The organism is Lutimaribacter pacificus (assembly GCF_900142185.1).
GTDB classification, from domain to species: domain Bacteria; phylum Pseudomonadota; class Alphaproteobacteria; order Rhodobacterales; family Rhodobacteraceae; genus Lutimaribacter; species Lutimaribacter pacificus.
The window spans coordinates 631,174-643,378 of sequence record NZ_FQZZ01000001.1 but is presented as its reverse complement, the minus strand read 5'-3'; the positions used below and the strand labels follow the sequence as shown (position 1 = coordinate 643,378).

At 64.4% G+C, this 12,205-nt stretch carries 9 protein-coding genes; 2 read left to right on the top strand and 7 right to left on the bottom strand.

Annotation, left to right across the window (positions count from 1 at the left end):
- Positions 1 to 316 precede the first annotated feature (316 nt).
- On the top strand, positions 317 to 1,345 hold the full coding sequence (locus tag F3H87_RS03205; protein WP_188129127.1) for a LytTR family DNA-binding domain-containing protein: 1,029 nt from the start codon (positions 317 to 319) through the stop codon (positions 1,343 to 1,345).
- 297 nt (positions 1,346 to 1,642) lie between these two features.
- Positions 1,643 to 3,049, top strand: a complete 1,407-nt coding sequence (locus F3H87_RS03200; RefSeq protein ID WP_149786479.1) for a sensor histidine kinase — start codon at positions 1,643 to 1,645, stop codon at positions 3,047 to 3,049.
- Positions 3,050 to 3,291: 242 nt separating this feature from the next.
- Here F3H87_RS03200 and F3H87_RS03195 read toward each other — a convergent pair whose 3' ends face one another.
- The 7 genes from F3H87_RS03195 to F3H87_RS03165 form a co-directional block, all read right to left on the bottom strand.
- Positions 3,292 to 3,672 (bottom strand): response regulator, encoded by a 381-nt coding sequence (locus F3H87_RS03195; protein ID WP_149786480.1) that lies wholly within the window; start codon positions 3,670 to 3,672, stop codon positions 3,292 to 3,294.
- A 20-nt stretch (positions 3,673 to 3,692) separates the two neighbouring features.
- Positions 3,693 to 5,432 (bottom strand): ATP-binding protein, encoded by a 1,740-nt coding sequence (locus F3H87_RS03190; RefSeq protein ID WP_149786481.1) that lies wholly within the window; start codon positions 5,430 to 5,432, stop codon positions 3,693 to 3,695.
- Positions 5,433 to 5,589: 157 nt separating this feature from the next.
- Complete coding sequence (locus F3H87_RS03185; protein ID WP_188129128.1) at positions 5,590 to 7,620, bottom strand: ATP-binding protein; 2,031 nt, start codon at positions 7,618 to 7,620, stop codon at positions 5,590 to 5,592.
- 88 nt (positions 7,621 to 7,708) lie between these two features.
- Positions 7,709 to 8,092: an Hpt domain-containing protein gene (locus tag F3H87_RS03180; RefSeq protein WP_149786483.1), complete on the bottom strand. Its 384-nt coding sequence runs from the start codon at positions 8,090 to 8,092 to the stop codon at positions 7,709 to 7,711.
- Positions 8,079 to 9,056, bottom strand: a complete 978-nt coding sequence (locus tag F3H87_RS03175) for a response regulator (RefSeq protein ID WP_149786484.1) — start codon at positions 9,054 to 9,056, stop codon at positions 8,079 to 8,081. Before F3H87_RS03175 ends, F3H87_RS03180 begins: the two co-directional genes overlap by 14 nt.
- A 172-nt stretch (positions 9,057 to 9,228) precedes the next feature.
- On the bottom strand, positions 9,229 to 10,620 hold the full coding sequence (locus F3H87_RS03170; protein ID WP_149786485.1) for a M20 family metallopeptidase: 1,392 nt from the start codon (positions 10,618 to 10,620) through the stop codon (positions 9,229 to 9,231).
- Complete coding sequence (locus tag F3H87_RS03165) at positions 10,617 to 12,200, bottom strand: gamma-glutamyltransferase (RefSeq protein ID WP_149786486.1); 1,584 nt, start codon at positions 12,198 to 12,200, stop codon at positions 10,617 to 10,619. The genes F3H87_RS03170 and F3H87_RS03165 overlap by 4 nt, the downstream gene beginning before the upstream one ends.
- Positions 12,201 to 12,205 lie beyond the last annotated feature (5 nt).

Genomic DNA, 12,205 nt, shown 5'->3' with positions numbered 1-12,205 from the left:
GGCTGGGGAAATTGTCATTAACTTCACAACGACCGCCACGAACTCGCGGAAACGACAGTTCGCTAAACGTGAAATACGCGACAATGCGCAGAATTCCGAGGAACGCCGCAGAAATCAGAAACCTTGCTAACGAAAACGAAGTGAAATGCCGTTCATTGTCATGAAATGGCGCTTCTTGCGTGGCGGGAAGGCTGTCAATTCATGAATCAACCCTTCCGGGTGCATGGCATCCTGAAGTATTGGCGCAAACGACATGCATGAAATAACGCAACGGAGCGTGTCTGAAGCTCCGGCAAACCCGACGAGTGGTGAGATCATGAAAACGATTCCCGGCACATCGGTTGCGATGCCGATCGTGCTCATCAACGGAACAAAGATACAGGGAAGCGTCCGGGACATCTGGTCTGTCCTGACGGACGCCCAGTCAATCGTCTTTTACCTGATTGCGGGGGCGGTCTTTGGATATCTCTATCCTTCCGATCACCTGACGGGCCTGGAATGGTGGGCGATAGCCACATGCGTCCTGTTTGCCATCACGGTCCTGATAATAGCACTGGGAAGCTACCTGTCCCTGTTCGTGATACTGTCCCGCCGGATCGACTGGTTGGTGGCCCCGGTTCCGGTGATACTGCTGACCTCGGTGGTCACGATGGAGATGACATGCCGGCCCTTCGCATTCTGGGTTTGGGGAGCCGAATGGCTTTCGAATTCCGATCTTGGACGACTGATCGCCACCAACTACCTGGTATTCCTGAGTTTCGAGATCCTTTTTTCGGCTTTCGTCTTCCCCACGACCCGGCGCGGAAAGACGTTGCTGGCCCAGGCGCGGCTCAACCACCTGCAGAGCGGGGACGAGCGATTACACATCATCCCGGTGGAGGAAACGGTCAGGCCAACCATCGTTCCCGCCGATGGCACAACTGCCTCCGCCGGCAAACGTTCCGCCGCGCCGGCCACGGTCACCGAAACATCCGGTCGGCCCGGAAAGGAATCTCGTGAACAGACGACCAGTGCCCGGCGCACGGAGCTGGTGGTCGGTTCGGAAAGCTTCCGGTTCGAGGCCCTTCGCATGATCCGCGCCGAAGAACACTATGTACGCATCACCACAACCACCGGCGTACACCTCTTGCGGTTCCGCTTTTCCGACGCAATCAGCCAGTTGCCCGACGAGGTGGGCATCCAGGTTCATCGCTCCTACTGGTTGAGTTATGACGCGATCGCAGGGCGCAGGCGCCTGCCCGATAGCCGGACCCTCGTGACACTGTGGAACGGAGAAACCGTGACGGTCCCGCGGGCGCGCAGGAAACAGCTGGAAGCAGCCCTCATGGCTTTGCCAGCGGACTGAGAGGCTATGCAACCGAGGCTTCCCGCCGCGTTTTCCTGCGAGGCGGGATTGCGCACCACGGGGCGCAGGTCAAGGTCCGCCCCCCACCCGGTACACGCCCCGTCCGAGGGCGCAACTCACGCCATCCGATATCAATCACAGATAAATTCAACCTAAAGCCTATCCGCTTCCGACCCGCCCGGGTTTTTCCCCAGAAATGACCAGATTTCGGCTTTGGAACAACAACCCCTGCGCGTAGAACTGGTTAAGTTTGTTTTTAACGAGTGCATTCCCCAACCAGCCACGGGCCGAAACGATATGCACGCCGAACGGATTGCCAAGGATGCCAGCGGGCACGATCCCGCCGCGCATGACGATTTCAAGCGACGGCTGAACGACTATGCCTGCATCGGGCGAAAACTGTTCTGGCAACGGTTCACCAGCTATTCCGCAATCGCGCTGCTCGCCTCGATCTTCTACGACTGGAAGATCACGATGCTGTGCTACCTGCTGATCTGGCTGTCGGAATTCTACGACCAGCGGGTTTTCACGATCGCCCTGAAAACCGAGACCTTCGACCGGCGCGCCCTGAGCTCGGTCCGGCGCAACCTGTTTCTCAGCACGATCATAAGCGCGTGCGTCATCAGCTTCTTCTGCATCACTATCGCCGTTCTCCAGGGACCGACATCGCATTTCATGCCGATCTTCGTGCTGATCGCCGCCGCGATCTTTGCCTGCATGAACAACTACCAGTTCGTGCCGATCCTGTTCCTGCGCCTGGCGATCTACCTGGTGTCGATCATCGTGATCGCGGCGCGCGACATCGTGCTGGCCGACCAGGTCAGCTCGGAGATGTGGATACAGCTTTTCACGACGATCTTCGTGCTCAGCTTCATCATCGAATGCGCCCGGCATTTCCTGTCCTTCTACAACGAGAAGATCAACCAGCTGAAGGTGCTGGAGCGCGAGCACGAAAAGGCCAAGAGCGCCGCGCGCGCCAAGTCCGAGTTCCTGTCCATCGTCAGCCATGAACTGCGCACGCCGCTGACCTCGATCAAGGGATCGCTGGACCTGATCGTCGGCGGCATCGCCGGCCCGGTGCCCGAGAGCTTTCGCAAGATCCTCGAGGTCGCGCACCGCAACAGCGCGCGGCTGACATTGCTTATCCAGGACCTGCTGGATCTGCAGAAGATGGGCGACGGCAAGATGTCCTTTGCCTTCGCCGACCTCCGGCTCGACCAGGTCGTGTCGGAAGCCGTCGACGAAATGCAGGCCGTCGCGGAACGGCGCTCGATCGGTATCCGCTTTGCCGATGTCGACGAGGACGTGATCATTTCGGCCGACAAGAACCGGCTGAAACAGGTGGTGACCAATATCCTGTCGAATGCCGTCAAGTTCTCGGACCCGAACCAGACGGTGACGGTTTCGGTGCACAGGAACGGATCGCGGGGCTGTTTCTCGATCCGGGACGAAGGTATCGGCATCCCGGACGAGGAAAAGGACAAGGTGTTCTCGGCGTTCCAGCAGCTCGATTCCTCCGACCACCGCAAGGCCGAGGGGCTGGGGCTGGGGATGCATATCGCCGCGCGGATCGTCGAGGCGCATGGCGGCAGGATCGGCTTCGACAGCAAGCTCGGCAAGGGCACGACATTCTTCGTCGAGCTTGACGAGGTCACCGGCAGGCACAGTGCCCCCGCCGGGAACGCGATGCGGCCCGCCGCCTGAGAGGCGGGCGGCTGTGGTGCTGCGATCGCCTTGTGAGCAATCAAAACAACGCTACGGGCGGAAGGGGCATCCGACAGTTGTGTCTGGCAGTTTACGGTGCCGCCACGTCTTCCCTCGGATCAGAGAGGTTACGGACGCCAATCGCCCGGGCCGCTGCGCGGCTGGTCCGGGTGGGATGATCCCGCCCTTCCCGTATCACGAGAACACGTATGGCAGGTAACCCCCTCCCCCGCCGGGCCGGATCACTGGGCCTTTTGCCAGATCGTGCGCAGCTGGTCGGCCAGGGTCATGGGATCGAACGGCTTGGTGATGACCGCCAGCGCACCCTGCGCGCGCAGTTCGCGGGCGAAATCGTCCTCGGCCTTGGCGGTCACGAAAACCGTTTCCACCTTGTCCATGCCCGGCAGGTCGCCGATCGCCACGCGCACTTCCTGGCCGCTCATCTCGGGCATCATCACGTCGAGCAGCAGCAGTTGCGGCCCGAAATCCTGCGCCTCCGCGACCGCCGACTGACCGTCGCTGCACTGGCGCAACTCGAACTGGCCGATCGTTTCCAGAGCGATCTGGACGATGGTTCGGATATCCTCGTCGTCATCCACGTGAAGGATACGTTCAAGCTGCACGTTGCGGTCTCCCTGCCTGGTTATGAATAGATTGCTGTGGGCGGTGGTGTATCGCCCGTGCCGTCCAGGCCGTCATACGCGGCCCCGTCGGCAGAGGGCATCGCGGCCGGCAGCGCGAAGGAAAAGGTCGAGCCCGTTCCGACGGTGCTTTCCACCGCCAGCTTGGTGCCGTGATGGCCGAGGATCTGCTTGACGATGGTCAGGCCCAGCCCGGTGCCCTCGCGCTTGCGGCCGTCCACCGGAACCTGCTGGTGGAACGGCTTGCCGATATCGGCGATCGCCTGTTCGGGCATCCCCGGCCCGGTATCGGTGACCGAAATCCGCCAATTGCCGCCTTCCCCTTCGGCGCAGACCAGCACGGTATCGCCGGGATCGGAAAACTTGATCGCGTTCGACAGAAGGTTGGTCAGCACCTGCATGATGCGGTCCTGGCTCACCTCGACCCGGGCGTCGGCGGGAACGGGCGCAACCCGCAGCGTGACGCCATGGCGGTCGGCATAGGGCTGGTTCACGTCCACCGCCTCGTGCAGGAGGTCGTGCAGCCCGGTATCGGCGGTCGAGAAATCCACGGTGCCCGAGCGGATCTTCTCGAAATCCAGGATGTCGTTCACGATCACCAGCAGCCGGTCGCTGTTGCGGTCGGCGATATCGAGCACCTTTTCCACCGGCGCCGGTATCTCGCCCAGCGAGCCCGATTTCAGCAGCGACAGCGACCCCTTGATCGACGCCAGCGGCGAGCGCAGCTCGTGGCTGACCATCGACACGGTCTGCAGCTTGGCCGCCTCGATCTCGTGCCGGTGGGACAGGTCGCGCAGGCTGGACACGAACAGGTCCACCCCGTCGGTGCCGGTCATCTTGCGGGTGACGATCTCGACCGAGTCACCGGCATTGCTGACCTCGATGGTCACGGCGTTCTGCCGCTGCTCGACCAGCGGCCCGATGTGCTTTTCCAGCGCCCTCATGTCGAAATTCGGCACCGTGTCCGAAATCTTGCGCGCGCGCGCCTCGGCCGGCGACCAGCCAAGGCGCTGGCGCGCGGACTGGTTCATGTAGCGGATGGCAAGCGTTCCGGCCTCGTAGACATAGATTTCCTCCTGCAGCTCTTCGAGCATCAGCCCGAGGAAGCGGTCGGTCTCGGACATCTTCTCCTGCGTCTTGTCCGCCAGCACCAGAAGGATCTGGCTGAACGCGCCCTCGCGGTCGAATTGCGGGATCACCGTGACATGCACGACCATCCGCCCCGGGCGGTCCGTGGGATATCCCGACACCTCGCCGCTGACGAAACGGCCGTGTTCGCGCGCCTCGCTCAGCATCCGGTGCAGCCGGCTGTCCTGCAGGCAGGGCACCGCCTCGACCAGCGGCTGGCCAAGCAGCGCCCCGGCCGAGGTGCCCAGCATGTCGACGAAACCGTCGCTTGCCGCCTCGACCCGGCCCGAGGGGTCCAGGATACATGTGGCGGCCTGCGACGACAGCGCCTCCATCTGCTTTGCCATCACGTCATGCTGGAGGTTCAGTATCTTTTGCTGGCGTCCCTGCAGCCGCCTGAACTGCGCGGTCCACAGCAGGTAGGCCACGGCGCTGACCACCACGGCGATGGCGATGCTGGTACTAAGCTGTCGGGCAAGAAAGGCCTGCAATGCCGGGTTTTCCGCAACGCCCGGCGCCAGGAAATAGGTTGCGACCGCAAAGGATGTCAGCGCAAGCGCCAGAAATCCGATGAGTATCGCCAGCGACCTAGAGACCACACACTTGTCCAACATATCCTACCTGCTCTTCCGACCTGCCGGTTCTTCCGATGCATTTCACTGGAACTGGAAGATGACGCACGAATGGGCCCAAGAAAGGGCCCGATCGTGTAAACAATATGATCAATGTCCGGCACTTGTCTACGGCACAACGATCCGGTCCCGACATGGCTCAATCCCCGGCTGCATCATGCGTGCCCGCGGGCAGCGTGACAAGGAAGGTACTGCCGACGCCCGGCTCGCTGGTTACGGTGATGTTTCCGCCGTGTTTTTCGGCGATATCGCGCGAAATGGTCAGGCCCAGCCCCAACCCGCCAAAGCGCCGCGTCAGCCCGCTGTCGAGCTGCGTGAACGAGTCGAATATCTTTCCGAAACTCTCGGGCGGGATGCCGCATCCGGTATCGCTCACCTCGATTTCGACCGTATCCTCCCGCTGCCTCACGGACAGGCGCACGACCCCCTGTTCGGTGAATTTCAGCGCGTTCCCCACGAGGTTGAGAATCATCTGCTTCAGCCGCACCGCGTCGCCCGCCACCTCTGCGCCTGCGCAGTCGACCACCAGGTCGATGCCCTTTTCGTCGGCCACGCCCGACAGCTGCCCGGCCACGGCGCGCGCGATCTCGTCGACGGCGACGGGCTGGAAATCGCCGGTCTCCTCCAGCCGCTCCGAGCGGTTCCAGTACAGGATGTCGTTGATCACGTTCAGCAACTGCTTGCCGTTGGCGTCGATCCGGCGCGACAGCCGCTGGATCAGAACCTCGACATCCTTCAGCGCGGCAAGGCGCTTGTCGACGCCCATCCTCTTGTCCTTCAGGGCGGCGACCAGCGCGCCGTATTCCGGCATGACCTTGACGTTCTGGATCATCGTCGAAAACCCGATGATCGCCGACAGCGGGGTGCGGATCTCGTGGCTGACCGTGTTCAGGAACTCGCTCTTGACGCTGTTGGCCTTTTCGGCCGCTTCCAGCGCCTTCTTCAACTCGGTGATATCCACGCGGAACCCCACGGTGCTGCCGTCGGGCATCTTCGCCTCGGACACCTTCAGCCAGCGCCCGTCATCCAGAAGCTGCTCGAACGACCCCTGCGGGGTCCTGTGACGCGCAAGGCGTTCGGCGATCCATTCCTCCTCGCGGCCCTCGGCCTCCCGGTACTGGCCGTTCGCCACGCTGCCCCGAACGATATCCTCGAAGCGGCTTCCGACGCGGATCAGGTCCGACGAGGTATTGTAGTAGGAGCTGAAGCGCGAGTTGAAGGTAACCAGCCGGTCGTCGGGATCGTACAGGGCAAACCCGTCGTCGATGACCTCGATCGCCTCGGCCAGCTGCTCCCACGACCGTTTCTTGGCCAGAAACAGGTGCCGCGCCCAGAAGATGAAGACCAGCAAAAGCGCCGTGGCGGCCAGGGTCAGCAGGAACGTCATCCGCGACGCGGTGGTGCTGCCCTCCCAGCCGCCGGTCGGCGCGATGGAAACCCGCCATTGCGCGCCGTTGACATTGACGGTCTGCGAAACCGGCTCCTTGTCCAGCACCCCCGCATCCCCCCACAGGAACCGCGCCGGGCCGCTGCCCCGTGGCAGGGCGGTGACGATGGCGCCATTATCCTCGTGAACGCTTTGCATCGTCAGGCGGATCAGTTCCTCCTCGCCGGTAACGACCGACACGATGCCCCAGAACCGGTCCTCGCCGCTGTCCGAGGGCAGGTAGACCGGGACGCGCTGGATATAGCCGCGCCCGCCCTGCATGAGATAGACAGGCCCGGCGAAATCGGGCTGCCGCGTGTCGCGCACGCGCATGAACGAGCCGACCTGCGACGGGGTTCTGAGGTAATCCAGCCCGATGACGTTCTTGTTGTCCTCGAACGGATAGACGAAGCGCACCGTGCTGCCCTTGGCCAGGCCGATATTCAGGATACCCGGGCTGGTCCGAAAGAACGGGGCGACCAGGGCCTCGAACTTGTCCTGGCCCAGCGAGGGGTCGATTATGACCGCGCTTGCGATGGAATCCGCAAGCATCTTGTGAAAGGCAAGTGTCCGCTGAATTTCACTCGCAACATAAAAAGCCTGTTCCCGCGCGATCCCGGCCTCGAAGTTGCGATGGACGGCGACCACGCGCTTTTCGAGCTGCACCGCAAGAACAAGACCGGCAACCGATATGACGACACCTACCGCGATGGCGCACCATCGCTTCAAGATAAACGTCTGCATGGAGATGCCCGTTTCGTTTCTGCCCGGTTGATTTGTAGTCGACATCGCGGCGGTATGCGACACTTACAACCCCTGCGGGCGCTTGGGCTTATTCGGATGCGTCAGGGGCATCGTCGATCTCGGGCAGGTGGCGCTCCATCTCGTCGACAAGCAATTCCAGCGACGCGCGCCATACGCGCTGCTTGTGCGCATCCTCCGGCGCGGCCAGCGCCGCGGCGATGCCGGTTTCGACCTCGCGGGACAGCTCGCCGATGCGGGGAAACCCCAGCGAGGGGGCAATGCCCGCCTGCCTGTGCGCCAGCCTGTGGATATGCCGCATCGCCTCGGCGCCGTCACGACCCGCGCGCAGCCGCGCCATGGCCTCTTCGAAGGTGAATATCCGTTCGTCGAGGTCGCGCAGGAACTTGGCCCGCAACCCGTCGATCGCAAGATCCAGCGCCCGCGCGGGATCGGGGGCCTCAGCGGTGTTCATCGGCAACCTTCATGTGCCAGCGCGTGAACCCTTCGAATTCACGCTCGCCGCCGCGGCGCGCCTTGGTGATCGCCCCGTGCAACATCTCGGTCGGGTCGCGGAACGACAGCAGCTTGCTGCCCTGCCCCGCGCCCATCCTGACCTTGGGCACCGGCCAGCTTTGTTCCTCGCTCATGTCGGCGGCCAGTTCGAGCGCGTCGTTGATCTGAAGCTGCAGGAACGACCGGTCGAACCGCGCCAGCTTGGGCACGACGGCGCAGAAATCGCCGTATCCCGCATAGGACAGGAAGCTTGGGAACGATCCCAGCGCATCGCGGATCGCCCGCGACACGTCGGTCAGCATGTCGATGAATTCCAGCCCCGAGGCCTGCGCATGGATATCTGCCGCGTTCTCGATGTGGAAACCATAGGCCGTGGTGTTGAACAGCCGCATGTTTCCCAGCCGCAGCAAGTAGTTTTCCAGGCTGGAGAACGGCAGGACCCAGGACGCATCGTTCAGCAGCACCGGGTCTTCGAAGCGCACCGCCCTGCCGAAACTGATCTCGGCATTGCGCAGCTGCTGCGACACCAGCCCGGTATGGTTGCGTTCGGACAGCAGCGCCTCGACATTGCGCATCCGCGCCTTGACCTCGATCCGCTCGACCGGCTTGGTGATGTAATCGCTTGCCCCGGCCTGGAACGCCCCGTCGATATAGTGCTTTTCCGTCATCGCGGTCAGCATCACGATGGGCGTGTGCCGATACGCCTCGCAGGACCGGATGCGGCGGCACAGCTCGATCCCGTCCATGCCCGGCATCTGGATATCGAGCAGGAAGCAATCGAACGCCGGCGAGGCCTTGTCGATCTGCACCAGCGCATCCTCGGCGCTGAGCGCGGAATGAAGCTGACGATATCCCAGCGACTTGAGCATGTTCGCGGCAAGCTCAAGAAACAGGGAGTCGTCGTCAACTATCAGAATCTTCATATTTTCTTGCCTCAACTCAATCCTGTCCCGGTGTCGGGAGCGGCGGACATTTCCGTCCTTTCGTTAAGGTATGGATTTCAACTGGGGCAAGAATATGGCATTTTAGGGTAATTTACCCTCTTTCGGCGAATTATCCACGCCCCCGCAACAATCGAAGGTCGCGGGCCGGGGCTCAGTCCGGCACGCCCTGCCCGGTGCCGATATCCCAGAACAGCCCTGCCATCAGCCGCAGCGCGTCGCGGCAGACCGGTTTCAGCACATGCTCGTCCGGCGCGTGCTGCGAACAGCCGCGATAGGAATGCGGCACCCAGACCGTTGGCAGGCCAAGGATATCGGCAAAAGTATCGTTGGGCAGCGACCCGGCAAGATTGGGCAGCACATGCGGCGGCTTGCCGGCGGTCTGCACCAGCGAGTCGCGCACGAACCGCACCCAGGGGTGATCCGGGTCCAGCCGCGTGGCGGCGAAATGGGTCTGGCCTTCGGCGTCGATCCGCACACGCTGGAACCCGTGCGCATCCAGGTGCCTACGCAGCGCGGGCAGGATCGCCTGCGCATCTGTGCCCACGACGAAACGCAACTGGCAGGTCGCCCGCGCATGGGCCGAGATCGCGTTGACCGGCGCCTCGGGCACGCCGCTTTTCATCGCGAGTATCGCGAAACTGTTCCAGCCATAGGCGCGTTCGCCCGGCGTCAGGCTTTCCTCGCCCCAGTCGGGGTCGATCTGCGGGCCGTCCGCCCCGCCCTCGATCGGCAAGCCGTCCAGCGCCGCGCGCACCATTGGGGTCAGGCTGTCGGGCCGCCATTCGGGGATCAGGAGTTGCCCGCGCCTGTCGGTGATGACCGACAGCGCCTGCGCCAGGATCATCGCCGGATCGGCCAGTAACCCGCCCCAGTTGCCCGAATGATGCGCGCCCTCGCGCAGGTCCACCACAAGGTCGAAATTGACGCCGCCGCGCGACCCCATGAACATGGTCGGCGTGTCCGGCTGCAATCGCGGCCCGTCCGAGGCGATCAGCACATCCGCCGCCAGCCGATCCCTGTGCTGCCGGAAAAACTCACCCAGCCCGGTCGACCCGGTTTCCTCGGCCATTTCCAGCACGATCCTGACGTTGAATCCCAGCCTGCCGCGCACCGCCAGCACCTGTTCCAGCGCGGCGATGTTGATCAGGTGCTGGCCCTTGTTGTCCGCCGCCCCCCGCCCGTACAGACGCTCGCCCTCTTCGGTCAGGGTAAAGGGGTGCAGCCCGTCGCGCCACATCCCCTCCTGCCCGCGCACCGTGTCGCCATGCCCGTAGGTCAGGATCGTGGGCAGCGCCGCCTCCTCGATCCGCTCACCCAGCAGCAGCGGCGCACCGCCCGGCACCGGGTTGTCGAATATCTCGCAGGCAAATCCCAGCGCGGTCAGGCGCGGCAGCATCGTCTGATCCAGGTAGCGGCGCAGTTCGGGCGCGGCATCGGGGTTCTGGCTTTCGGTGGGAAAGGCCACCAGCGCGGCAAGGTCCGACCGGAACCGCCCGTCGTCGAAATAGACGGCGGCGGCGTCGATGGCGGCGGCGCGGGTCATGCGCGCACCTCGTCCTCGGACACGGCATCGCCCCAGGGCGACATGATCTCGGTGCAGCCCGAATTGCGCCCATCGCGCCGCATCACCCCCGCCGGGCAGGCAAAGGCATAGGGAAAGACCGAGCGCCGCGCGGTCCGCACCTCGTGTTCGGCCCCGAGCGCGGCGATCACATCCGCCGGCAGGGTTTCGTCGGCCACCACCACCGCACCGCCCGACACGTCGATGCGCGGATGATGGAACGCCGCGCCGATATCCATGCCGAAATCGGCGACGAACCCGGCAAGCTGCGCCACCGCCGACACGATCTTGCGCCCGCCGCTGGCACCGATGGCAAAGCGCGTGCCATCCGCCGCCGCCCCGATCGCGGGGCAGACATTCATCAGGCAGCGTTTGCCCGGACCCAGCGAATTGGGCCGCCCCGGCACCGGGTCGAACCACATGATCCCGTTATTCATCAGGAACCCGGTCGAGGGCGACACCACCCGCGCCCCGAAGATCGACAGCAGCGTCTGCGTCTGCGCCACCATGTTGCCCTGCCGGTCCACGACCGAGAAATGCGTGGTCGATCCCGGCGCAAGCGGGCTTTCGCCATCGTCGCCCATTTTGCCCAGCCGGTCGGCATAGGCCGCGGCCAGCCCGCGCGCATAGGCCCCGAACGCGGCCCCGTCCGGCGCATCGCCCAGCGGGGTCTGCGCCGCCACGCCCAGCGCATGTTGCAGGGTCGGCCCCGCCGTCAGCCCCGGCACCGCGTGGATCGTTGCGTCACGATAGGCAAAGCTCAGCGCCGGATGAAACCCGGCCGCATAGGCGCGCAGGTCGTCATGGGACAGGCTGCCGCCCTTGGCCTGCATGTCGGCGGCCATCGCCGCGCCGAGATCGCCATCGTAAAGCGCCCGCGCCCCGTCGCGCGCAATCTGCTCCAGGCTGTCGGCCATGCGCGACTGGTCCAGCCGGGTTTCGCTCAGCGCCGTCCAGGCGCCGATGGTGGGCCATTGCCCGTCCTGCAAAAACAGCGCGGCGGCGTCGGCGTCCTGCGCCAGCTCCCGCGTGGCCGAGGCGATGCACAGCGCCGCGAACCAGTCGACCTGCATCCCCTGCTTCGCCTGCGCGATGGCGGGCGCCAGCAGTTCGGCCCAGGGCACCCGGCCCCAGCGCGCATGGGCCTTGCCCAGCCCGTCCACCACCCCCGGCACGGCCACCGCCGTGGCGCCCTGCACGTTGCGGTCGTCCACCACCCGTTCCCACGGAAACAGGTCGCCCGACACGCCCTCGCCCGACAGCGGGTAATCGGCCGGGTCCAGCGCGGCGGGCGCGCGCATCCCGTGATTGAGCGCGATGGCCTCTTCGCCCTCGGCCCGCCACAGCATCATCGCGCCGCCGCCCGCCGGGCCGCTCATCCACGGCTCGACCACCCCCAGCACGAAAGAGGTGGCCACGGCGGCATCCACCGCATCGCCGCCGGCGGCCAGCACCTCGGCCCCCGCCCGCGCGGCCAGCGCGTTCTGCGCGGCGACGACGCCGCCTTCGGTTTCGATCACGGTCTTGGAAATGCGCTGCGTGCGCGACAGGGCTGAGGTCACGGCGG

Coding starts and splice junctions, on each gene's coding strand:
- F3H87_RS03205 (WP_188129127.1), top strand. CDS start 317: ATGAAAACGATTCCCGGCACATCGGTTGCGATGCCGATCGTGCTCATC.
- F3H87_RS03180 (WP_149786483.1), bottom strand. CDS start 8,092: ATGAACACCGCTGAGGCCCCCGATCCCGCGCGGGCGCTGGATCTTGCG.
- F3H87_RS03175 (WP_149786484.1), bottom strand. CDS start 9,056: ATGAAGATTCTGATAGTTGACGACGACTCCCTGTTTCTTGAGCTTGCC.
- F3H87_RS03200 (WP_149786479.1), top strand. CDS start 1,643: ATGCACGCCGAACGGATTGCCAAGGATGCCAGCGGGCACGATCCCGCC.
- F3H87_RS03190 (WP_149786481.1), bottom strand. CDS start 5,432: ATGTTGGACAAGTGTGTGGTCTCTAGGTCGCTGGCGATACTCATCGGA.
- F3H87_RS03170 (WP_149786485.1), bottom strand. CDS start 10,620: ATGACCCGCGCCGCCGCCATCGACGCCGCCGCCGTCTATTTCGACGAC.
- F3H87_RS03185 (WP_188129128.1), bottom strand. CDS start 7,620: ATGCAGACGTTTATCTTGAAGCGATGGTGCGCCATCGCGGTAGGTGTC.